The organism is Arthrobacter sp. I3, assembly GCF_000520575.1.
GTDB classification, from domain to species: domain Bacteria; phylum Actinomycetota; class Actinomycetes; order Actinomycetales; family Micrococcaceae; genus Arthrobacter; species Arthrobacter humicola_A.
Window position 1 is genome coordinate 34244 of sequence record NZ_KI914912.1, and the last position, 22581, is coordinate 56824.

A 22581-nucleotide genomic window follows, 5' to 3' on the forward strand; every position below is an offset into this window, starting at 1 on the left:
CCCTGGCGTCGCAAATGGAGGTGCTGTGGCAATCTTTACGGACCCAATCAGGGAACATGCTGATTTTGGCCCGGGGGATGCCGAATGGCTGCATCTCCTGGTCGGCGACTGGCAGATGGTCGCCGACCTCGCGTTCGCCGACCTGGCCCTGTGGTTTCCGCACCCGGAGTTCGGTTATGTGGCACTGGCCCACGTCCGCCCCTCCACCACGCACACGGTGTTCCACGCCGACTTCGTGGGGGAGGGGATCCGGTCGGACCTGCAGCCGCTGGTCGACAAGGCGTGGGAGAGCCGCGCGATCGAACGCTCCAACGAGACCAACTGGAGCAGCGACATGGCCCTGCGGGTCGAGGCGGTCCCGATGGTCCGCAACGGCCGCACCCTGGCGATCGTGACCTCCCATATGGACCTGTCGAGTTCGCGGATGCCCTCGCGGCTCGAGCTAACGTACCGGCAATGCGCCTACGATTTGCTGCGCATGGGAACCCTGGGCCTGTGGCCGGACTTCGCGTCGCCCACAGGCTCGCGCCGCGGCGCGCCCCGTGTGGGGGACGGTCTGATCAGGCTCGACGCCGAGGGGATCGTGCAGTATGCCAGCCCCAACGGGGTCTCGGCGTTCCGCCGCCTCGGCGACGGCGAGTCCCTCGAGGGCCGGTCCCTCGCCGAGGTCACTGCCGGGCTTCTGCGGGACCGGCGCATGGTCGATGAAACCCTGCCGCTCGTCGTCACGGGCCGGATGCCGTGGCGCAGCGAAATCGAGTCGCGCGGCGTGAGTCTTTCGCTGCGCGCGATCCCGCTGCGCGACGAGCAGCAGCGGTTCGGCGCCTTGGTCCTGTGCCGGGACGTCTCGGAGCTGCGCCGCCGGGAGATGGAGCTGGTCACCAAGGACGCCACGATCCGCGAGATCCATCACCGGGTGAAAAACAACCTGCAGACTGTCGCCGCCCTCTTGCGGATGCAGTCGCGGCGCATGGTCAGCGACGAGGCCAAACAGGGGCTCGAGCAGGCCATGCGGCGGGTGGCGACCATTGCCCTCGTGCATGAGACGCTCTCGCAGGGCCTGACCCAGAGCGTTGATTTTGACGAGCTCATCGGCCGCCAGTTCCGGCTCTCTGCCGAGGTCGCCTCGCCCTCGCAGCAGGTCAAGACACAGCGTTCCGGCCTCTTCGGCGACCTGCCGAGCGACTTCGCCACCCCGTTGGCCCTGGTCATCAACGAGCTGGTCACGAACGCGGTCGAGCACGGGCTGGAGGGGCGCACCGGTACCGTCTGGCTCGTCGCCGACCGGTCGGAGAGCGAGGACGGGGATGAACTTCTCACTGTGACGGTGGAGGACGACGGCGTCGGACTGCCGGATACGCCGTATGTCGAGGGCCTGGGCCTGCAGATTGTCCGCACGCTGGTCATGAGTGAACTTGGTGGCACCATCCACTGGCAGGGAAGGGACGGCGGGGGAACCGCGGTCCAGATTGTCCTGAGCCTGACGCCGCGCTGACAGCCTGGCGCCGCACTGATGCCGGGCGCACCGGCTTAAACGGGCAATGGCCGCGGACCTGTGGGTCCGCGGCCATTGCTGCAGGGTCGTGCGATCGTTGCCGGCACCGTAGCTATCGGTGCTTGGGCAGCAGAATCAGGAGGCGCGCCGTGCCCGTGCTGCGCGGCGCTTGAGGGCGCGGCGCTCGTCCTCGCTCATGCCGCCCCACACTCCGGCATCCTGGCCGGACTCCAGTGCCCATTGCAGGCAGGTGTCCACGACCGGGCAGCGCCGGCAAACACTTTTCGCTTCCTCGATCTGCAGGAGGGCAGGGCCGGTGTTTCCTACGGGGAAGAACAGCTCCGGGTCCTTGTCAAGGCAGGCTGCGCGGTTACGCCAATCCATGCTGATCAGTCACTCCATTCCTGGGAACTCGTTAAATGCCTTTGTGAAATTATTCACTAGAGGCTCCATAAGAAAAGGGCCCATTGGGGCCCCCTCGGTCATCTGGATTAAGCGTGTCATGTTAACGCTGTGTAAACAAGGGGTAATAGAGGCCAAGATGCCTCGAGACCGTGAGCGATGCATCACATTCAGTGGCGGCGTCCTCACATCTAGTCGACTATGTCCGGTAGTGTGCCAGTGTGTCAAGGCCCCCTGTGAACCCTGAAGATCCCCGTGAAAATGCCGGCGAAAACCCCGGTGAGAATCCCCGCGAAACCCCCGGTGAGAGTCTCCCCGAAAATGCCGGCGGGCCTCCTGAAGCAAATTCGCTCCCGAATCCGGGCGACGCCCCTGGCGGTGGCCCTGTGCGGCCTCGGGGAATTGTTGTCATCGCCGTGGTCGTGGCACTGGAAGCCACGGCGCTGCTCGTGGCGGCCGTCTGGTACGGGACCCAGCTTCTGACCGGGGCGCCGGTACTCTCTTTTTGGGGCGCCGTCTTTACGCTCTGCCTGCTGCTGGCCTTCTCCGTGTGGCTCTTTGCCGTCGCCCGCTTCCTGCTGCGGGGCTTCCGCTGGCCGCGGGCCGGTGCCCTGGTGGCCCAAATCTTCGTGCTGACCATTGGCTTCCCCACCCTGACCGGCGGCTATCCGTTGGCCGGACTGGCCATGCTGGTCCCCGCTGTGACGGCGATCGTGCTGCTGTTCGACAAGCGGGTCATAGCGTTCGCCTCACGGGCAGCCGGTGCCCCTCCCGCCCTGTAGAGGTCCGTCCCGTGCGGCGTGCCGCCCGGGGGAGATGTGGTCCGGGCCGCCGTCGGCGCGGAGGAGTTCCGGCCGGACGGCCGGGCGGAGCGCAGCCAGCTGGACCGGCGTCGCGCGGCCGTCGGAAATGACGACGGCGCGTCCCGGCGGAGGACTGTGCTCCGGTTCGAACCGGACCCCGAACGGCTCACTGTCCATGAGCCCCCGCGGACGTATCAGGACCGCCCGCCCCTGGCCTCGCGCGATGGCAGCGAGATCCACCCGTTGCCCAAAGCCCGGGCCAAATCCCGCGGTGAGGATCACCCTCCAGCCCAGGCTGTTCAGGGACGCCAAGGCCCTGTTGGCCTCGGGTGAGAGCAGATCGGCGTCGTCTGCGAGCGCAATCGCTGTCCGGTCCAAGGTGCCCGCGAGTGCGCTGGCGTGGAGCCCGGTCCAGTACTGGCCGGATGCGGTTCCCGGCCGTGGCGCGAGCCAGGCGCAAGCAGGATTCATCCCCGGCAGCGCAGCCAGCAGCGTGCTTTTTCCCGAGCCGGGGCCGCCGAGGACCGCGAGAACGCCGCCGGAGGGCAACTGAATCCCCTGCGGCCGCAGTTCGTCGCCGCCGACCCCGAGGGCCAAAGCAACCGCCGGGACCGGGACATCCGCCGGGCCGGGCATGGCGCCGGGCCCGGCAGCGGGCCCACGAGTCCTCTGCCCTGGACCGGAGCCGCACCGGGCCAGCACTTCGTCCACGGTCACCGACCCGGGCAGCGCGTCCACCCGGAAGGGCCTCGTCGACACGGCCCCACTCGTGGGACGCGGCCCGCCCGCGGCCGCTGGTTCGAACAGCTGGGCGGCGTGCCCGGTCGCCAGAGGCGTGGGAACGAAGGTGCCGAACACGGCCACGCGGCCGGGGACCGGTTCCAGCGCCGGAAGCCGCGGCCATGCGAGGCGGCCTTCGTCGGTAGAGCCTAAAGGGAAGAAAATCCGGTTGGGCAGGCCAGCGAAGAACCTCGCCGTCACCAGCTCACGCCCGCCCGAGACGAGGACAGTGATCCCTGCCAGGGAACCGTCCCGCACGATGTCATGAACGAGGTCTTCCGCCCAGGCCAGCGGCCCGGACCGGAATGCCGAAACCCAGGCGCCCCAGCCGCTGACCACCAGAACCAGCCCGGGCCGCGGCCGGCCCGCAGGCGCACCCAGCCGTGACGTGGTTTCTTCGGCGACCCGCCGCAGCACCCTGGCAGCCCGGCGCACTTCGTGCAGGCCGGCTACGGCGCCGACCCGGGATTCCGCTGCGGCGCCGCTGAAAGTGCCGGCGGCGTCAAGTATGTACAGGTGCGACTCCACCGTGCCGGCCAGAAGCTGCTCAATTGCGAGGGCCAATACTCGGTCCCCGGCGCCGGTTTCAGCGCCGACAAGGCCCAGATGCCCATGCCCGGCGGGACTCCAGCCCAGCTCCGTGACGCGTTGGAGTTCCGGCAGGTCCACCCGCCCCAGCCGGACCATGTCCCGCCCGGCGTGCCCGGAACCTGGGTGCGGCAGCAGTGCCGGCAGCGGATCTGCCACCGGCCGGCGGGGCCTTTGAGTGCCGAGACCCTGCCACACCGCTGCAGCGGCGTCGATCAGCGCCGCCGCCCCCTGCGCCGGGGTCAAGGCCGGACTCAGGGCCGGGGTCAGGGCCGGAGCCGGAACCGGTGCCGGGGCCGCGCCGTCGTCTGCTTCGCGTGCGGCGAAGCCGTCGGCCTGGAAACCGGCGGCTGCCGGTGGCCGGGTCAGCTCGTCCGTGGCCGTGCGAACCGTGACCGTCCCGTCTGACCGCGGGTCGGCCCGGGGCGTCAGGGTGGCCGTCTGGAATTCCTCCGGAGCTTGCGCACCGCGGATCAGGAACGCCCGCCCGGGGCGTGCGATGGGAATCGCGGCCGCGAGCCCGGAGCCCATAACGTCGGAGGATTCGGGGCCGGACTGGACCCGGAGCGCGATGCAGGTGGTGACATTGGCCCTGATGTCGGCGTTCAGGGCTCCCTGCGGGCGCTGGGTGGCCATGATGAGGTGGATCCCCAGTGACCGGCCGATGGCGGCAATCCTCATAAGCTCGGCGAGGGCGCCGGGCGCTTCGTCCACCAGGACCCTGAACTCGTCAACGATGATGACCAGAGTGGGGACTGGCGGTCCGGCAGCCGGTGACGCCTCGTAGGCCGCGAGATCCGGGGCACTGGCCCGGGCGAGCAGTTCCTCCCTCCGGCGGATCTCGGCCCGCAGGGAAACCAGTGTGCGCTCCACCTGCGCAGCGCCCAGATCGGTCAGCATGCCGACGCAGTGCGGGAGGCCGGTGAGCGGGCCCAAGCCGGAGCCGCCCTTGAAATCTATGAAGAGCAAGTTGACCCGGTCCGGGGGATGGCTGGCCGCGAGGCCGGCGGCAAGAGTCCGCAAGAACTCCGACTTTCCGGAACCAGTGGTCCCCGCGACCAGGAAGTGCGGACCGTCAGCCTTCAGGTCGATCCGCACGGCACCCCGGACTGCCGCGCCGACGGGCGTACCCAGCCCGGCCTCCGCGCCGCTCCGGGACCAGCGCCGGGAGATGTCCTGTGCCGCGAGGGGAAGGACGTCGGCCAGGCTGCATTGCTGCGGGATGGCCGGCGGGGGAGTCGCCGGCGTACGCCGTGCGGCATTGAACCCACGGCAAAAGCGGTCAAAGACCTCGGCCGGGACCAGGTCCGGCACGAAGTCCACGGGCGGGGACCCAGTCCTGATCAGGGCGCCGCGCCGGCCGAGGACAATGCCGGGGTGTACGCCGGGACCAGGCTCCGGCGAGCACTCGATCACCCTCCATCCGTGCGCCGCCGCCATTGCCCTGAATGCCGGGTCGGCGCCAGCAGCGCCCGGACCGGGCGCGGCGCCTGACTGCGCCGGAGTGTTCCAAAGAATGAGGACGCCGCGGTCGAATCCCTCGCCCGGACCCGGAGGACCGCCTGGATCGCCGGGGCCGCCGGGAGCGGCGGAAGCGGCGGGACTGCCGGGAGCGGCGGAACCGGTGGCCAGCACGGCCGCAGTGGTGGCGTCATTCGCGGACAGTGTGACGCCGGGCAGGAAGCGCGCCGGCAACGGCACCGTGTCCGCCGGGCCATGCAGCAGCAGTCGGGTGCGGTCCGCGAGGGGATAGGCGGCCAGTTGCAGGATGAACGAGCGCATCAGTCCGGCCGTCGCGGGCGCGGGGCCGTGGACGGTCACCACCGCCGGGACCGGGTCCAAGGTCAGGGGCACCTGGCCGAGCGGCGGTGGCCGGAAGCCGGCGTCGGGTGGTTCGGGCCGGATATTCGCGCTCTGTTCCGCCAGCCCGAGCCGCAGGCAGATGTCCGGCGGCTCCCCGCCAGGCGCACGGGCTGTTGGGGGCCCCGCAGCCGCGCAACCAATGGTCAGGTCAGCCGCGGAAGGTGCGGCGTGCCGGCGTCGTTCCCTGTCCTGCAGGGCGGCCTCCGCCACAGCGGCCTGGAACTCGCGGCGCTGGCGGCGGCCCGAAAGGAACGGAACCAGGACGGACGCGCCAGAGACTGCGGTGAAGGCCAGGAACATCCACATGCCGGTGAGAAATGCCAGGCCGACGCCGACCAGGAGCGGCAGCACCGCGGCCAGCGCCATGGCGGCCCGGTGGCCTGGGGCGGCGGTGCCGCGGACAACCAGCGGCGCGGCAACGCTGGAGCCTGCCAGCAACGTCACGGCGTCCGGGGCAGCACGGTGCATACCCGATGGCCAGAGCCGGAGCGAGATAGTGGAGTCGCCGCAGCGGATCGAGGACGCCGTGGTCACCGGGGCCTTTCGCACGCTCCGGCCATCGACGCTGGTGCCGTTCGCACTGCCGAGGTCCATGATCGTGACGTCCGAGTCCGCCACGTCCAGGCGCGCGTGCTCCCGGGAGAGCGCAGGATCAGGGATCACGACCTCGGTGCCGGCGCGTCCGATCCGGAACCTTCCCCGCCGCAGGGCGACAAGCGTGCCCGTGCCGGGACCGCTGTCCACGGCGAGCAGCAACGTGGCAGTGTGCCGTTGGCCCGGCCCGGAGCGGAATGCCGCGCCCGATCCCGTCACGAGTCCAGCACCTTCAACCAGCACAGCACCCTGGACCAGGGGAGGCACGCCAACGGTCATGACGGCGATCGGAGCTCCCCGGACCGACAGCTCACCGGTCCCGTAGCGCCGGGCGACGGCAGCCTCCAGGTCCGCGCCCGGGCACGGGTCGGGGACCTCGACGGAGAGCTCAATGAGCTGCCCGTCCGGCGTCGTGCCTGCTGCGGGGGCGCGCTGCATCAGGCTGCTTGGCGCGAGAGTGCAGTGGTAAATCATCCGCGGCATCCTTTCCGAGCGGCCGTCCGGTTCCACGGGTCCTGTTCCACGGGTCCGGTTCCACAGTAGGGAGACTCCGGCCCGGCAGCGGCGGGGAAAATGAGCCATGTGGAAAACGCTTCGGAGCGGCGCCGCTGCCTCCGCCATGCGGGGCTCCCGGACCCGTGACGGGGGTGGCATCTGATCGCTGGGCCAGCCGCGATTCGCCGGTACCCACAGGGTCTCAGGTAGGCTAGACCAGCAGACAATGCACAACATTGCGCTGCCCGCATTCGAACCAGGAGAGTTTGTGACCGCTGACCTCGTCATCGTAGGGTCGGGCTTTTTCGGCCTGACAATCGCAGAACAGGCCGCCACTGAGCTGGGCTTGAAGGTAGTCGTCATCGACCGCCGGCACCACATTGGCGGCAACGCCTACAGCGAAAAGGAAGAGCAGACCGGCATTGAGGTGCACCGCTACGGTGCCCACCTCTTCCACACGTCCAACGACCGCGTGTGGGAGTACGTGAACCGCTTCACGACGTTCACGAACTACGTCCACAAGGTCTACGGCGTGCACAAGGGCGAGGTCTACTCCCTGCCCATCAACCTGGCCACGATCAACCAGTTCTTCCGGGCCAACCTCACCCCCGGGCAGGCCCAGGAACTGATCAAGGAGCAGGCCGGCGAACTGGCCGGCACCGATCCGCAGAACCTGAACGACAAGGGCATCCAGCTGATCGGCCGCCCGCTCTACGAGGCGTTCATCAAGCACTACACCGGCAAGCAGTGGCAGACGGATCCGAAGGACCTGCCCGCGGGCATCATCTCCCGCCTTCCGGTGCGCTACAACTACGACAACCGGTACTTCAACGACAAGTACGAGGGCCTTCCGACCAACGGCTACACGGCGTGGATCGAGAAGATGGCCGAACACCCCAACATCGAGGTGCGGCTCAACACGGACTTCTTCGATGAGTCCCACGAGTACAGCAAGGGCAAGGTGGTCGGCAACGTCCCGGTCGTCTACACCGGACCTGTTGACCGCTACTTCGACTACGCCGAAGGCGATCTGTCCTGGCGCACCATCGACTTCGAAGAAGAAGTGCTCGACGTCGGGGACTTCCAGGGCACGTCGGTAGTGAACTACAACGACGAAGACGTTGCGTACACCCGCATTATCGAGCCGCGCCATTTCCACCCGGAGCGCGACTACCAGACGGAGAAGACCGTCATTATGCGCGAGTTCTCCCGTGCCGCGGAGAAGGGCGACGAGCCCTACTACCCGATCAACACACCCACGGACCGCGATCGGCTCCTGAAGTACCGCGACCTGGCCGCGGCCGAGCAGGATGTCCTCTTCGGCGGCCGCCTCGGTACCTATAAGTACCTGGACATGCACATGGCGATCGGCTCGGCCCTGACCATGTTCGACAACAAGATCCGCCCGCACTTCGAAGGCGGCGCAAAGATTGAAAGCGGAGGAGTGGACGCATGAGCGCCGCAACCGACACCCAGGTAGATTCCGCCCAGCAGTGGGACACCCTGCAGCGGGTCATCCTGCCCAACGCCAGCCAGATGGACACCGTTCCCCTGTACATGGACATGGGTACCGCGACCGGCATCCAGCTTCCTACGGTCGGCAGCGGCGACGGCAAGAAGGCCCGGGCACAGTCCTTCAGCAGCTCCACCAAGGAAGCCCACGTTGAAGACTTCCTGTCCCGCAGCTCCACCAAGGTCCGTTCGGGGGAGCGGGTATCGTTCGGCAGCTACTTCAACGCCTTCCCGGCGAGCTACTGGCGGCGCTGGACGTCGGTGGACAAGGTCCGGCTTCAGGTCCGCACCCAGGGCGCCGGATCCGTAATCGTCTACAAGTCCAACGCCCGCGGGTCCCTGCAGCGCGTCGACACGCGGCGCGTCGGGGGCTCGGCGGAGAACACCTTTGAGCTGTCCCTTGCGCCCTTCGGCGACGGCGGCTGGTACTGGTTCGACCTCGTGGCGGGCTCCGAACCGCTTGTCATGGTCGACGCCGAATGGCAGGGACCAGCTGTTGAGAGCACGCCCGGGTCTGTCACCTTGCAGATCACGACGCTGAACAAGACCGACTTCTGCCTCAACAATCTTCGGCTGCTGGCCGAGAACCCCGATGCCCTCAAGCATGTCCAGGAGATCCTTCTGGTTGACCAGGGCACGCAAAAGGTCGAGGACGCGGACGGTTTCGCCGAAGTCCGTGAATCTCTTGGCGGCAAGCTGCGGATCATCAACCAGTCGAACCTCGGCGGCTCCGGCGGCTTTGCCCGGGGCATGTTCGAGGCCGTCGAAAACGGCAGTGACTACGTCCTGCTCATGGACGACGACATCGTGGTTGAGCCGGAAAGCATCATCCGCCTGCTCACGTTCGCGGACCGCTGCAAGACGCCGACGATCGTCGGCGGCCACATGTTCGACCTCTACAACCGGACGGTTCTCCACACGTTCGGCGAGGTGGTCAACCCCTACCGCTTCCAGCCGTCATTGCCGAGCGAGGACATGGTCCTTGGGCATGATTTCCTGTCCTCGAACCTGCGCCAGACCTCCTGGCTGCATCGCCGCTGCGATGTGGACTACAACGGCTGGTGGATGTGTCTGATCCCGACCTCGGTTATCCGGGAAATCGGCCTCTCACTTCCGCTCTTCATCAAGTGGGACGACTCGGAATACGGGCTGCGCGCCAAGGCGCACGGCTTCCCGACAGTTTCCCTGCCGGGTTCGGCCGTATGGCATGTGTCCTGGATCGACAAAGACGACCTCGTGGGCTGGCAGGCCTACTTCCACGCCCGCAACCGGATCGTGGCGGCGCTGCTCCACAGCCCCTACGAGCACGGCGGCCGCGTGGTGCGCGAATCGCAGTATGCGGACATCAAACACCTCGTGTCGATGCAGTACGCGACCGCGCACGGCCGCGGCTGGGCGCTCGAGGATGTTCTCAAGGGCCCGACCGACCTGCCGGACCTGCTGCCCTCGAAGCTGCCCGAGATCCGGAAGATGATGGCCGGCTACTCGGACTCGATTTTCCAGGCCGACGCGGACGATTTCCCGACGCCCAAGATGGACAAGCCGCCGCGCCGCGGGCACGGCGTGTCGCAGCCGTCCAGGGTCACCCTCCTTCCCTGGGCAGCCAAAACGGTCGCACGCCAGTTGTTCCGCCCGGTCACCAAGACGAGTGCGGAACGTCCGCAGACCAACATTGCGCACCAGGACAACCGCTGGTGGCGGATCGCGCAGTTCGACAGCGCCATCGTCTCCAACGCTGAAGGAACGGGCGCTTCCTGGTACAAGCGGGACCCCAAGCGCGTGAGGGAAATGCTGACCGAGAGCAGCCGCCTGCACGCTGCCCTGCTCAAGGACTGGCAGTCGCTGAGCAAGCAGTACAAGGCGGCGATGCCGGAGCTCACGTCCCTGGATTCCTGGAAGAAGATCTTCGAAGAACACACCCAGAGCGAAGTGAAATAGCGTGACAACCACGATTTCCGGGGAGTTGACCCGCCCGGGGCTCGGTGGTGGATTTCGGGATCTTCGCCAGTCCAGTTTTCTGCTGAAACTGCTGGTCCGCAAGGAACTGAAAGTCCGCTACCGCGGCTCCGTTCTGGGACTCCTCTGGTCCTATGTGAAGCCCGCTGTGCAGTTCCTCGTGTTCTATGTGGCCCTGGGCGTCTTCCTGGGGTTGGAACGCAGTGCACGGAACCCGGACGGCCTCTCGAACTATGCCGTGTATCTCTTCTCCGGAATCGTGCTGATCAACTTCTTCTCTGAAGCCCTCGGGAACTCTGCGCGATCGATCGTGAACAACGGCAACCTGATTAAGAAGATCTATCTTCCCCGGGAGCTGTTTCCGGTGGCGTCGGTCTGGGTCTCGGCCGTGCATTTCTTCCCCCAGCTCGTTGTCCTGGTGATCGGATGCGTCGTCGCCGGGTGGCATCCGGACGCGTTCCAGCTCCTGGCGGCGGTAGGCGGATTCGCCATTGTCGGATTCCTGGCCACCGGGCTCGGGCTGTTGTTCGGGGCCGCCAACGTGTATTTCCGTGATTCGGAAAACCTCGTTGACATGCTCTTGATGGTGGCGACCTGGGCATCGCCCGTCATGTACTCCTGGACCATGGTGGAAGCAAAGCTGGGACCCGGGCTCTTCGCCCTCTACCAGGCAAACCCCATCACGGTGGGCGTCGAGTTGTTCCACTATGCCTTCTGGTACCCCACAACTGACGGTTCTGCCGCGATGCCGCCGAACCTGTTCAGCCTGTGGCTGCCGGTCGGCATGGTCATTTCGCTGGTGGTCCTGGCACTGGGACAGCTAACTTTTCGGCGGCTTGAAGGCCGCTTTGCCCAGGAGCTCTAGATGGCTAACGCGATTGAAGTGTCCAATGTCAGCAAGGAGTTCGTGCTCCGCCACACCCGTTCCATCAAAGAGGCGGTTGTCTGGCTCGTGAAGGGCCGCAAGGGGGATCTTTCCAAGAAGTTCCACGCCCTGAAGGACGTCTCCCTGATGGTGGAAACGGGGGAGACCGTGGCGCTGCTCGGCCTCAATGGCTCCGGCAAGTCCACCCTGCTCAAGCACATCTCCGGCGTGATGCTCCCGGATTCCGGCAGCGTCTATACGCGCGGCCGCGTGGCCGGGCTGATCGAGGTCGGGGCGGGGTTTCATCCTGACCTGTCCGGCCGCGACAACGTGTACCTCAATGGAGCGATCCTGGGGATGACGGAGAAGCAGATCAACGAACGCTTCGACGCGATCATCGAATTCTCCGAGATCGGCGAATTCATCGACACGGAAGTCAAGTTCTATTCGTCCGGCATGTACCTGCGCCTGGCGTTTTCCGTCGCAGTCCACACCGATCCCGAGGTTTTCCTGATCGACGAAATCCTCGCCGTCGGTGATGAGCCGTTCCAGCGCAAGTGCATAGCCAAGATTCAGGAACTGGCCCAGCAGGGCAAGACGCTGGTGGTTGTCAGCCACGACCTTGACCTGGTGTCGCGCATCTGTTCCCGGGGTGTTTATCTCGAGCATGGCAACGTATTATTCGACGGACCTATTGATGAGGCCGTTGCCCGCCTCCGGGCGTAGGCGGTACCGCAGCCGGTAACGGCAGCGCATCTGTTGGGACCATGTCCATTGGACATGGTCCCAACAGGTTCCGGGCAAGCGCACCCAGTGCAAATTAACGATGACGTTGTTTGAAAACCGAAAGAGAACCGTGACCTCTGTGCCGTCGGCGGCTGTCCTGCCCCAGCCCCAGGGCTCCCCCGAGCGGGCCAGACCCGCCAGCAACAAGGGTGTTTCCAGCGCGGGAAGGAACGGCCGGCGACTGGACATCCAGGGGCTGCGCACCCTGGCGGTGGGCATGGTGATCATCTATCACGTCTGGCCCGGTATTCTCCCCGGCGGTTTTGTCGGGGTCGACGTCTTTTTCGTCATCTCCGGCTTCCTGATCGTGGGATCGCTCGTCCAGGAACTGGCGCGTACCGGACACATCCGGCTCTCTAACTTCTACGCGAAACGGATCAGGCGCCTGTTGCCGGCTGCCACCACGGTTCTGCTGGCGACCATGCTGGGCGCCGTGGTCCTGCTGCCGCAGAACCGTTGGCAGTCCATTTCCCTGGACGTCATCATGTCCGCCCTGCAAGTGCAGAACTGGAACCAGGCCTTCAGCGTGGACAGTTACGCCGCGGCGACCGCCCTGGTGTCTCCGGTGCAGCACTTCTGGTCACTGGCCGTGGAAGAGCAGTTCTACCTGATCATTCCCGTCATCCTGCTGGCGGGAGTGGCCGTCACTGTGAAACGGCGCTTCCGGATCGAAACCGTCTCCTTGTGGATCCTGACGGTGGTGTCGCTGGCGTCCTTCGTCCACAGCGTCGCCTTCTCGTCCTCCCAGCACGACATGGCGTACTTTGCGACCACCACGCGGATCTGGGAGCTGGGCGCCGGGGGCATCGGCGCCTTGCTGATTCCCAAATTGTGCCTGGGCCCGGTGCGGGCGTGGCTTTCGGGTTGGATCGGCCTTGGCGTGATCGTCTTTTCCGCGATGGCACTCTCCGTTGCGATGGACTTCCCGGGCAGCATCGCCCTCCTGCCCGTCGCGGGGACATTGCTGCTGCTCGCCGCCGGTTCGCCGGCGGCCGAACCGGCCACTCCGGGCAGCCCTGCCGGTTACTCGGCAAGCCGTGTCCTCAGCCTGCGGCCAGTGACCTACATCGGCGATCTCTCATATTCCCTGTACCTGTGGCATTGGCCCGTCGTCGTGATCTACGTCTTCCACCTCGGGCGGGTTCCGGGCGTCATCCAGGGAACCGCCATGGTGGCCATCAGCCTGGCCCTGGCGGTCGCCTCCTACCACCTCGTCGAGCAGAAGTTCCGGCACGGAACCCCATCCGCCCAAGGATCGCCGCCTGGACGGTGGGGATTGCTGCGCCGGAATGCCTTCGTCCTGGCAGCAGGACTGATCGTGGCGTCGACGGTGGCAGCGGCGGTGCCGTGGGGCGTCGTGGAAGCCAAGTCGCAGCAGCTGAACGCGGCCATGAACCTGCGCGACTATCCCGGCGCGACGGCGTTTGATCCCGTCCGGCCCGCCGCCGTCCCCGACGGCCTGCCCGTCCGGCCCGATCCCGCCGTCGCCGTGAAGGATGTGCCACTGACCTGGACGGAGACGTGCGGAAAGTTCAACCCGGCCGTCACCGGGGTTGACCAATGCGTTTTCGGCGCGCCGGACGCCACCCGGACGGTGGTCGTCGTCGGGGATTCACACGCCGCGCAGTACGTGGATCCGCTCGTGATTGCCGGCGCAGGCGGGGGCTGGAAAGTACAGGCCATGGTCCGGAACGGATGCCCCTTCACGGCAGCGCCGGCCGCCAATGGCACCACTGTGTACCGCAGTTGCTCCGAACAGAACAAGGCCACGTTGCAGCGCATCCTGACGCTGCGTCCACAGTTGGTGGTGGTATCGGGAATGGCGCCGGCCGGCTACCGCGAGGCCCTCAAATGGACGTGGGCCAGCCCGGAAGAACTCGTCAACGGCTATGTCCAGCTCCTGAAGCCGCTCCGGGAAGCCGGGATCCGCGTGGCCGTCGTGCCCGACACGCCGTATCCGGAATTTTCGGCACCGGACTGCGTCCAGGCCAATGGACCGGGCTCGCCCGCGTGCCAGTTCACCGTATCCGACGCCGGCACCGCTGCGGACCCCCTGCAGCTGGCCGGAGCGAGGGTGCCCGGCGTCGAGGTTCTGGATATGTCCGCCTATTTTTGCCGGCAGGGGATCTGCCCGGCCGTCATCGGCAACGTGCTCGTGTACCGGGACAACCATATGACCAACACCTTTGCCAAGACGCTGGCACCGGCACTGGCCCGGCAGCTCAGCTTCTAGGCAGCGGCCGCGGAGCCTGCCCCGCGGGCCGCGGACCAGGGACCGGTGCAGGTTGCGGGCAAGGTGCCGCTGCAGGCTGCGGAACCTGCCCCGCAGCCTGCAGCACGCCGGGGTTCAGTTCCCGCAGGCGGTGACCTTGTAGAGCTTCGCCTCGCCCTGGCTGTCAATGAGCTGCACGCCGGGGTTCGCTGCGAGATTGCGCAGCCCGGCGGGAGTGTGGTCTCCGCCGTGGACTTCGACCGGGCCGAAGTCCAGGATGTAGTAGGCATTCGCCGCGCGGACTGCCTGGCAGACGCTGGCGTCCGTCGTCACGTTGCCCATCGAATCGTAGATCCGCTTCACATCCGGGGAAACGTAGCTCATGACATGCAGCTGGGCCGACTTCCGCTCGCCCAAGGCGTAGGACAGCGCCGCACCGGTGTAGGGATTATCGATCAGCAGGGCATTTTCGGGGACAGTCTGGGGCAGGCGCTTCATGAGCTGGAGCTCGTCGGTGGAGACCAGCGGCGAATCGGCGGCGAGTCTGTAGTTCCTCGAGCCCTGTTCAACCTCCAACTCCAGGCCGCCCTGCTGTCCCAGGGCGATAGCGGCCAGCACGACGGCGGCGATGCCTACGGTCCGGTAGGCCGCGGTTCCGGCGCGCCCCCAGCGCGGAGAGCCGTCAAGGGCCACCGCGAGGGCCTTGGACCGGCCGCGCATCGCCAGGATGCGGTGCCCTGCCCAGTCAATGCCGACGGCGACCAGCAGGACCGCAACCAGCGGCAGCAGGGCGGCAATCCGGTAGCTGTCGTTGTACCAGACGCCGGTGAGGACGTCCCGGGTTTCCGACTTGGTAAAGCCGGAGACCACAACGAACAGATAGGTGAACAAGGCGAAGACGGCGGCGATCCACACGCGCTGCCAGCGGTCCTGGAAGCAGGCCCAGAGGCCGAGGAATACCAGCGGGGCCACGAGCCAGGCCAGTGCCAGGCCATCGGGGGAGATGGTGACGGCTTCGCCAATGGCCTTCGGAATGCTCTGGTACGGGCCCCAGAAGGAAGCCTCGGGGGGTGGGCGCAGATTGGTCCACAGCAGGTCGAACGCGACGGCGTACCCGGCGACCGGCAACGCCAGCCTCAAGACGTACGAGCGGGCGCGGGCCTGCTTCCGCCGAAGGGCAGCCGCAGAGCGCCACACCAGCGTCACCACCATGGGCAGCGTCCACGTCAGCCAGGCCATGAACGTCGTGGGATGGGCGACGATGAGGCCGGTGAGCGCCAGCAGCAGGGCAAGTATCGAGGCGAGATCGCGGCGGACAAGTCCGGGCGTCAACCCGGCACACGCCGCTGCCAGGGCGACGCTGGAGGGCAACACGCTAATGGCCAGCAGGTTGGGATACAGGACCCCAAAGTCCATCATGAGCAGCGGGAAGGCACCCAGCGACGCCGCCGCAATGCCTGCGGCGACCAGCGCGGCCGGGCGTCCTCCCACCACTGACCGCGCCAACAGGAGGCATCCCAACGGCCAGAACACGGCCGCAAGGACGATGCTGGTGATATTGACGGCGAGCGGGACGCTCGCGCCCGTTGCCATGGCGACGAGGGTGGCTACAGCGTTCCAGCCGGCCGGGTAGGCGCCGCCGCCGGTCATCGCACCCAGGGTCAATGACGACGCCTGGCCGGTATCCAGGGCAAACCTGACCGAATTCAGGTGGAAGACGGCGTCATAAGTCTGGGAGATTGCCTGCGGGCTGCCGATCAAATGGACGGTGTGGACGGCGAGGAGCCCGCCGGCGATGGCGGCTCCGGCCAGCGCCGCGAGGTCGCCGCGGACGTCCGGCACCCGCAACGGATTCAGACCGGTTGCGGCCGGGCCGGAGGGACGGAACCGCGCCGCCCACAAACCGAGCAGGGACAGAGCCACCGCCACCACGGTCACGGGGAGCAGCCCGAACCTGACGTTCAGGAACGGGGCCAACGTGGAGGTGATGACCACAACACCCACGCTCAACGCGGGGGCAAGCGCCAGGGCGCTGAAGCCCCTGAATCGCAGTGCAACAGAGATGATCAGCCCGGGCAGGACCAGGACAGCACAGGCGATCAGGACCTGCGGTAAGACGGACATCCACATGAAGGGTTACGGCTCCAGGAGTTCGAGGAGGTACGCGCCGTACCCGCTCTTGACCAGCGGCTCGGCGCGCTGGCGGAGTTCATCGTCGCTCAGGAAGCCCTGGCGCCAGGCGATCTCCTCTGGGGCGCCGATCTTCAGGCCCTGCCGGTTCTCGACCGTCCGGATGAAGTTCGACGCGTCGTTGAGGTCATCGAAGGTTCCGGTGTCCAGCCAGGCCGTGCCGCGGGGCAGGATTTCGACGCGGAGCTTGCCCCTCTCGAGGTAGGTCCGGTTGACGTCGGTGATTTCCAGCTCGCCGCGGGGCGAGGGCTTCAGGTCCTTGGCGATCCCAACGACGTCGTTGTCGTAGAAGTACAGGCCGGGCACGGCGTAGTGGGACTTGGGCCGCTCCGGCTTTTCCTCCAGCGAGACGGCCTGGCCGGCGTCGTCGAATTCCACCACACCGTAGGCTTTGGGGTTCTTGACCCAGTAGCCGAAGACGGCACCGCCGTCGATGTTTTCATGCTTGCGCAGCTGGGTTCCCATCCCCTGGCCGTAGAAGATGTTGTCACCCAGCACCAGGGCAACAGTCTCGTTGCCGATGTGCTCCTCGCCGAGGATGAAGGCCTGCGCCAGTCCGTCGGGGGAGGCCTGCTGGACGTAGCTGAGGTTGATGCCGAACTGCGAACCGTCGCCGAGGAGGCGCTTGAACTGCTCGGCGTCGTGCGGGGTGGTGATGATCAGGATGTCCCGGATGCCGGCCAGGATCAGCGTCGACAGCGGGTAGTAGATCATCGGCTTGTCGTATACCGGGACGAGCTGCTTGCTGATGCCGTGGGTGATGGGATGGAGACGAGAACCGGTCCCGCCGGCAAGAATTATTCCGCGCATGGTATACATACTCTCTTACCGGTCTGCACTCGGCCAAACCCGTGGAGGGCCTGCTGGCCCGCGTGCCCGGTGGTGTCAGGCCGAATGCCGGCGCCCGGTCCGTCCGCGGAGGCCGTCGGCGGTGCCGCGGAGCGCCGAGCCGAGCCGGGCGGTGCGGCCGGGCGCCAGCAGGGTCACGATCAGCAGATGCCGCAGATCGCCCCACATCCCGCCGGCCACCCAGGCGGGATACCGCACGGCGTACCGGCGGCCCGTGACGAGGCGGTTCCTGAAGATGTAGTAGTAGCGCCAGGTCGCGGCGGTGCGCACCTGCAGCGGGCGGCCGCCCGCCGGGACGGGCCGGCCAAACACCTTGGCCTCCACCATCGTTCCCAGGGAGTGGTCGAACTCCGCCGCGGCGAGGACGGTGGGCAGGCCCGCGGCGAGTGCGCGGTAATAGTACTCGGTGTCGACCAGGTCGATGAAGAGCTCTTCCCAGAACCCGCCAAGGACGTCCAGCGTGCCGGCCGGGATCAGGAGGCCCGACTGGATCGGCTCCCGGCCCAGGGCGACGCCGTTCCGGGTCCCGGCGCGCAGCACCGGGTTTCCGTGGATCCTGGACGGGGAGATGAGGCCGGGCTCGACGCCGGCGGCCCGCGCGTCCGCGGCGGCACGGCGCAGCGCCTGCACGTAGCCCGCGGGCAGCAGGGAGTCCTGGTCCACGGTCAGGATGAAGTCCGGGTTGCCGTGCCGGCGTGCCGTGCGGATGCCGGCGTTCAGGGCGGCGCCGATGCCGGCGTTCTCCGGGAGGCGCACCACTTCTGCGCCGGCCGCAGCCAGCGCGGCGAAGATCGACTCGAAGCCGGGGCCGCCGCCATCGTCAACCACCACGACGGCGTCTACCTGCTCGCGCAGCGATTCGATGTTGCCGATCAGCGCAGCCGTCGGCCGGAACGCGGTGACGACCCCTGTGACGCCGGTGGCGCCCGTGGCAGGGACGGGGGATTCGCCGGTCACGTGGGGTTCGCTCACTTTCCGAAGGAATGCCGCAAGAGGATGCCGAGCGTTCCGGAGGCACTTTGCCGGAGCGTGCCGGCGAGGATCAGGAGTGCGTGCGCCCGGGACGTGAGCCGCAGCCGGGCGGCGCGGGCCGCCTTGCGCCAGCCCTTCGCCGTACACAGCGCTGCGGCCAGGTCGAAGAACTCGCGCTCACCGACGAACCGGGACCCGTCGACGAGTTTCGCGGACGACGCGCTGTGAGTGTGCCGGCGGTATTCGAAGCAGATATCCGGGACGATCAGCAGCTCGGCCCCGCCAAGCACCATGTCCATGATGAGGGCGAGATCCTGGATGACGGGGAAACCGTCACGGAAGTCGTAGTCCCGGATGCGGTCGCGGCGGAAGGCCAGGGAGGGCCAGTAGAGCCAGTCGCCGTGCAGGAGGCTGACCGCCAGCCGCTCGCCGCCCACGAGCCGGGACCCGGTACCGCGCGGTTTGACCAGCCGCTGCTTGACGATGTCCACCAGGGGAACGGAGGGTTTGCCGTCCTCGTCGATGATCTGGACGCCGGGCTGGATGATCCAGGCGTCGGGGAATTCGGCGTGGGCGCGGAGCACGACGTCCACGAAGTTCGGCAGCAGAAGGTCGTCGCATCCCATGACCACCAGGACGTCCTGGCTGGCCAGCGAGACGCAGGTCCTGAAGTTCTCGGTGATGCCCTCGTTCTTATCCTTGCGGATATACGTGATCCGGGGATCGTCCGCGGCCTCGACGTAGCGTCTGACGTCGTCGCCCGGGTAGGCGTCGTCAACCACCGTCAGGCGCCAGTCCGGGCTGGTCTGGGCCAGGACGCTGTCGACGGCCAGTTTCATGTAGTTAACGTCGCCCCAATAGGGGATAAAGATGTCCAGTGCCACCGGGGTCTCCTACTTCGTCGTCGGCGTCGCCGGAGCGTCGCCGTCCCGGGAGGACATGTCCTCGACCATGGTCCGGAGTATGGCCACTTCCTCCGCGAGGGTGCGGGTCTCGTCCTCGACCACGGACAGTTCCCAGGACAAGTGCAGGCAGACACCGAGCAGCAGCAGGATGCTGATGATGAACAGCAGATTGGACGGCAGCTGGACGCCGACGCGTTCGGCCACGATCGTCAGCAGGCTCGGAAACGCGGCCAGAACCAGCGTGCCGATGCCCACGAAGAGCCAGAGTGCTGCGTATTTCTCGCGAAGCTTCTTTCGGCGGAGCATCTCGAAGACGACGCCGACGATCGCCAGGGCAAGGAAAAAGGCGGGCCAGTTGCCCATTAGACGGCTCCTTTGGCGGCCAGCGCGGGGTCGGAAATGGTGGACCGCTTACGGGTCAGCGCGAACATGAGGGCGAAGACGGACCGGCCGAGGTAGACGGCGGACTTGACGGGGTTGTGGCTGGGAGTCCCGCCTTGGCGCGGGCGCATTTCCACCGGGACCTGGGTCACCCGGCAGCCGGAGCGGATCGCCACGACCAGGGAGTCGATGGTGTCACCCAGATACTCCGCCGGGTAGTGGTCCAGGTACTGGTTGATGGCGCGCCCGTTCGCGGCCCGGAAGCCGCTGGTCACGTCCGTGAGCCGGGTCTTGGCCAGTGCTGAGATGACCTTGGCGAGGAGCTGCATGGCCCACTTGCGCGGGCCGCTGACCGAATAGTCGCCGCGGTCGGCAAAGCGGGCACCGATGGAGATATCCGCGTGCTCCAGGCCGGCCAGGACCTCGTGGATATTGCGGGGATCGTGCTGTCCGTCGGCGTCCACCTGGATCACGCGCTGGTAACCGAGGCGCTGGGCGTACTTGAAGCCGGCCCTCATGGCACCGCCGACCCCCAGGTTGAACGGCAGCGTCAGGACGGTGGCGCCAGCGTCTTTCGCGACCGCGGCGGTGGCATCCGCAGAGCCATCATTGACCACCAGGACATCGTAGGGCCGGCCGACGCTCAGCACTTCCCGGACGGTATTCCCCACGGACTCGGCTTCGTTCCACGCCGGCATGATGACCAGCACACGGGTCGAGTCAAGAATTTTCATAGTTCTCCAATATATCAACGGCCCGGAGGCGGCTGACGGAGTGGGCGGCCTCCGGCTCGGGATTCGTGATCCCCCGGGGGAATGCGGTGCTGACGGCGGCGACCGGCCGCGGGCATCTGGCGATCACGCTGCTGATCCTACCTTCCGGCCCCGGCCGCGGGCGCCTGCGGGCAGGATCCGGAGGGAAGGGCGCAGCAGGCCCAGGAACAGGAGGGCCTCGCTCACGGCCATGCCCAGGGCGATGCCGGGAACGTTGGCCGCCAGCCCGGCCGCCACCATGAGCAGCACGCCGACGACGGCGGAAACCGCGGTCCACATCAGCACCGACTTCTGGCGCTGGGCGGGGATCAGCACATTCCGGATCAGGGGCGTTGATGAGGAGATGAAGAAGAAGGACACCCCGTAGAACAGGCAGGTCAGGGTGTCCGCGCGGACAGCTACGCCGAACATCACGCCGGAGACCCACGGGCCGAACAGTGTGAGGAAGATCCCGCCCGCGAGCCCCAGGGCCGCGTGGGCAGCCATGGCCGCGAAGTGGCGGCGGCGCGGGTTGGCGGCATCGTGCTCCAGGGTCCAGCCCTGGAACGTGTTGCCGAGCGCCACGATCGTGAAGAGCCCCAGGCGGTAGATGGCGTCCGCCGAGGCGAAACCGGCCGTGGCAGCGGCCGATGGCACCGTCGCAGTGGCGATCGGAACCGGGGACGAGCCGTATGCGCTTCCCGTGAAGTTGATGCCGGCCGTGCCCGCGGTGGGCACGATCTCCCGCACGACGTTCCACGGGCTCCGGGGCAGCCAGGTCCGGGGTTCGCCGAACCGGCGGTGGAATGCGATCAATGCCACGAGCGTCGTAAGGACCGAGACCAGCCCGTACGTCCAGACTTGTCCGGTGAGCAGGATGACCGGGGCGCTGATGATGGCCGCAAAGAAGCGGGGGAGGGTGTCGTAGACGGCGAGGATCCGGGGCTGGCCGGTGCCGATGCCGTACCACGCGGGCGAGAAACCGGTCAGCGCCGTGGCCCAGGCCATGGTGATGGCATCGAGGCGGAAACCCTCCCGGGCCACGAGCGCGACGATCACGCTCATGACGGGCAGGACGAGGACCGCGAGCAGGATCCGCGAACGGACGCTCCTGGAATAAAGTGCCGCCCGCAGCGGGAAGGCGCCGGCACGGGCAATCTCGACCGGGCCGGAGATGTTCCAGCTCCAGAGAATGATGGTCGACGCAAAGATGCCAATGGCTTGGCCGGAGGTGATGCTGGACCAGCCGGCGGCCCCCACGACGCGCGAAACGACCGGGAGGAGCAGGAAGGGAAGGACCAGCGCCAGCAGCGGCAACAGGGTGAAGCCTGCAAGCCTTAACAGAACGGGTCTCATGCGGTACGGTCCTCGTGCTGGGGGGCTTGACCTAACGATGATACGCGATTGCCCCGCACCGGCCCCTGGTCCGGGAGTCGCCTAGAGTGGTTCGCATGAACGACGAGAATGGCCCCGGCGTGCCGAAGATCAGGGCCAGCGTGTGCATGGCCACTTACAAGGGTGCGGCCTTTGTAAGGGAGCAGATAGCGTCCATCCTCGCCGAGTTGGGTCCCGACGACGAGCTCGTCGTGGTCGATGATGCGTCCCCCGACGAGACTGCCGCGATCGTGGAAGGGATCGATGATCCGCGGATCCGGCTCGTCCGCTCGCCTGTCAACCGGGGGTACGTGCGCAGCTTCGAGGAAGCGATCCGGCTGAGCCGGGGGGAGTACGTGTTCCTGTCAGACCAGGACGATGTCTGGATTCCGGGCCGGCTGGAGCTGATGCTCGCTGCCTTGTCCGGTTCTATGGTGGTCGCCAGCAATTTCGACATGCTGGGCGGCGGAAACCGGCCCTGGATTCCGCGGCTGAAGTCCGCGGACTCGCGGCGGCACGTGGCAAACTTGTTTGCCATCCTGATCGGGTACCGGGCGTACTACGGCTGCGGCATGGCCTTCCGCCGGGAGGCTGTCCGCTGCTTCACCCCGATTCCTGCTTACGTCCGGGAATCACACGATCTCTGGCTGGCCATCTGCGGCAATGTCGCCGGATCGATAACCCACCTTGACGAGTCGACCATTTACCGCCGGATCCACGAATCGAACCAGACGCCGGCCGGCCTGCGGTCGCTGCCCAAGATCGTCGCGGCCCGCGTGATGCTGGTCCGGCTCATGGTCGAAGCCC

General features: G+C 67.1%; 17 protein-coding genes. 8 read left to right on the top strand and 9 right to left on the bottom strand.

Annotated features, from left to right (window positions below; genetic code table 11):
• The first annotated feature begins 25 nt into the window (after positions 1-25).
• Positions 26-1495, top strand: a complete 1470-nt coding sequence (locus Y706_RS0106810) for a sensor histidine kinase (protein WP_028276012.1) — start codon at positions 26-28, stop codon at positions 1493-1495.
• Positions 1496-1630: 135 nt separating this feature from the next.
• Here the strand turns inward: Y706_RS0106810 and Y706_RS0106815 are convergent, their stop codons facing one another.
• Positions 1631-1879 (bottom strand): WhiB family transcriptional regulator, encoded by a 249-nt coding sequence (locus tag Y706_RS0106815; protein WP_003804966.1) that lies wholly within the window; start codon positions 1877-1879, stop codon positions 1631-1633.
• A gap of 404 nt (positions 1880-2283) precedes the next feature.
• On the opposite strand from Y706_RS0106815, the gene Y706_RS0106820 reads away from it, so the two are divergent.
• A complete protein-coding gene (locus tag Y706_RS0106820) occupies positions 2284-2679 on the top strand; it encodes a hypothetical protein (RefSeq protein ID WP_028276013.1) in 396 nt (131 codons plus the stop codon).
• Here Y706_RS0106820 and Y706_RS23995 read toward each other — a convergent pair.
• Complete coding sequence (locus Y706_RS23995; protein WP_162159064.1) at positions 2647-6999, bottom strand: FtsK/SpoIIIE domain-containing protein; 4353 nt, start codon at positions 6997-6999, stop codon at positions 2647-2649. The genes Y706_RS0106820 and Y706_RS23995 overlap by 33 nt on opposite strands.
• Before the next feature lie 289 nt (positions 7000-7288).
• Here Y706_RS23995 and glf point away from each other — a divergent pair, with 289 nt between their 5' ends.
• The 5 genes from glf (at position 7289) to Y706_RS0106850 (ending at position 14372) form a co-directional block, all read left to right on the top strand.
• Entirely contained in the window at positions 7289-8476 is a 1188-nt protein-coding gene (gene glf, locus Y706_RS0106830) for a UDP-galactopyranose mutase (protein WP_028276014.1), read from the top strand.
• Complete coding sequence (locus Y706_RS0106835; RefSeq protein ID WP_028276015.1) at positions 8473-10470, top strand: glycosyltransferase; 1998 nt, start codon at positions 8473-8475, stop codon at positions 10468-10470. The genes glf and Y706_RS0106835 overlap by 4 nt, the downstream gene beginning before the upstream one ends.
• 1 nt (position 10471) lies before the next feature.
• Complete coding sequence (locus Y706_RS0106840) at positions 10472-11353, top strand: ABC transporter permease (protein ID WP_028276016.1); 882 nt, start codon at positions 10472-10474, stop codon at positions 11351-11353.
• Complete coding sequence (locus Y706_RS0106845; protein ID WP_028276017.1) at positions 11354-12079, top strand: ABC transporter ATP-binding protein; 726 nt, start codon at positions 11354-11356, stop codon at positions 12077-12079.
• Between the two features lie 130 nt (positions 12080-12209).
• Complete coding sequence (locus Y706_RS0106850; RefSeq protein WP_028276018.1) at positions 12210-14372, top strand: acyltransferase family protein; 2163 nt, start codon at positions 12210-12212, stop codon at positions 14370-14372.
• A 114-nt stretch (positions 14373-14486) separates the two neighbouring features.
• On the opposite strand, the gene Y706_RS0106855 is transcribed toward Y706_RS0106850, so the two are convergent.
• The 7 genes from Y706_RS0106855 to Y706_RS0106885 all read right to left on the bottom strand — a co-directional run bounded on the left by Y706_RS0106855 (position 14487) and on the right by Y706_RS0106885 (position 21756).
• Positions 14487-16475 (bottom strand): DUF6541 family protein, encoded by a 1989-nt coding sequence (locus tag Y706_RS0106855; RefSeq protein ID WP_156945080.1) that lies wholly within the window; start codon positions 16473-16475, stop codon positions 14487-14489.
• Between the two features lie 12 nt (positions 16476-16487).
• Positions 16488-17351 (bottom strand): glucose-1-phosphate thymidylyltransferase RfbA, encoded by an 864-nt coding sequence (gene rfbA / locus Y706_RS0106860; RefSeq protein ID WP_028276020.1) that lies wholly within the window; start codon positions 17349-17351, stop codon positions 16488-16490.
• A gap of 75 nt (positions 17352-17426) precedes the next feature.
• Positions 17427-18362, bottom strand: coding sequence for a glycosyltransferase (locus tag Y706_RS24000; RefSeq protein ID WP_253906709.1), 936 nt, complete (start codon positions 18360-18362; stop codon positions 17427-17429).
• Complete coding sequence (locus Y706_RS0106870; RefSeq protein WP_028276021.1) at positions 18359-19246, bottom strand: glycosyltransferase; 888 nt, start codon at positions 19244-19246, stop codon at positions 18359-18361. Before Y706_RS0106870 ends, Y706_RS24000 begins: the two co-directional genes overlap by 4 nt.
• A 9-nt stretch (positions 19247-19255) precedes the next feature.
• Positions 19256-19630 (bottom strand): DUF2304 domain-containing protein, encoded by a 375-nt coding sequence (locus tag Y706_RS24005; protein WP_043435190.1) that lies wholly within the window; start codon positions 19628-19630, stop codon positions 19256-19258.
• Positions 19630-20382 carry a glycosyltransferase family 2 protein gene (locus tag Y706_RS0106880; RefSeq protein ID WP_043435191.1) on the bottom strand — a complete coding sequence of 251 codons (753 nt, stop codon included), beginning with the start codon at positions 20380-20382 and terminating at the stop codon, positions 19630-19632. The genes Y706_RS24005 and Y706_RS0106880 overlap by 1 nt, the downstream gene beginning before the upstream one ends.
• Before the next feature lie 123 nt (positions 20383-20505).
• Positions 20506-21756, bottom strand: coding sequence for a hypothetical protein (locus Y706_RS0106885; protein ID WP_028276023.1), 1251 nt, complete (start codon positions 21754-21756; stop codon positions 20506-20508).
• A gap of 95 nt (positions 21757-21851) precedes the next feature.
• On the opposite strand from Y706_RS0106885, the gene Y706_RS24010 reads away from it, so the two are divergent.
• Positions 21852-22581 (top strand): glycosyltransferase family 2 protein (locus Y706_RS24010; RefSeq protein WP_043435194.1); only part of this gene is annotated, 730 nt, incomplete at its 3' end.

What these genes read in the sequence shown, in the direction of transcription:
- Y706_RS0106845 (WP_028276017.1), top strand. Translation starts at nt 11,354, where the DNA reads ATGGCTAACGCGATTGAAGTGTCCAATGTCAGCAAGGAGTTCGTGCTC.
- Y706_RS24005 (WP_043435190.1), bottom strand. Translation starts at nt 19,630, where the DNA reads ATGGGCAACTGGCCCGCCTTTTTCCTTGCCCTGGCGATCGTCGGCGTC.
- Y706_RS0106855 (WP_156945080.1), bottom strand. Translation starts at nt 16,475, where the DNA reads ATGTCCGTCTTACCGCAGGTCCTGATCGCCTGTGCTGTCCTGGTCCTG.
- Y706_RS23995 (WP_162159064.1), bottom strand. Translation starts at nt 6,999, where the DNA reads ATGATTTACCACTGCACTCTCGCGCCAAGCAGCCTGATGCAGCGCGCC.
- Y706_RS0106880 (WP_043435191.1), bottom strand. Translation starts at nt 20,382, where the DNA reads ATGAAAATTCTTGACTCGACCCGTGTGCTGGTCATCATGCCGGCGTGG.
- Y706_RS0106885 (WP_028276023.1), bottom strand. Translation starts at nt 21,756, where the DNA reads ATGAGACCCGTTCTGTTAAGGCTTGCAGGCTTCACCCTGTTGCCGCTG.
- rfbA (WP_028276020.1), bottom strand. Translation starts at nt 17,351, where the DNA reads ATGCGCGGAATAATTCTTGCCGGCGGGACCGGTTCTCGTCTCCATCCC.
- Y706_RS0106835 (WP_028276015.1), top strand. Translation starts at nt 8,473, where the DNA reads ATGAGCGCCGCAACCGACACCCAGGTAGATTCCGCCCAGCAGTGGGAC.
- Y706_RS0106815 (WP_003804966.1), bottom strand. Translation starts at nt 1,879, where the DNA reads ATGGATTGGCGTAACCGCGCAGCCTGCCTTGACAAGGACCCGGAGCTG.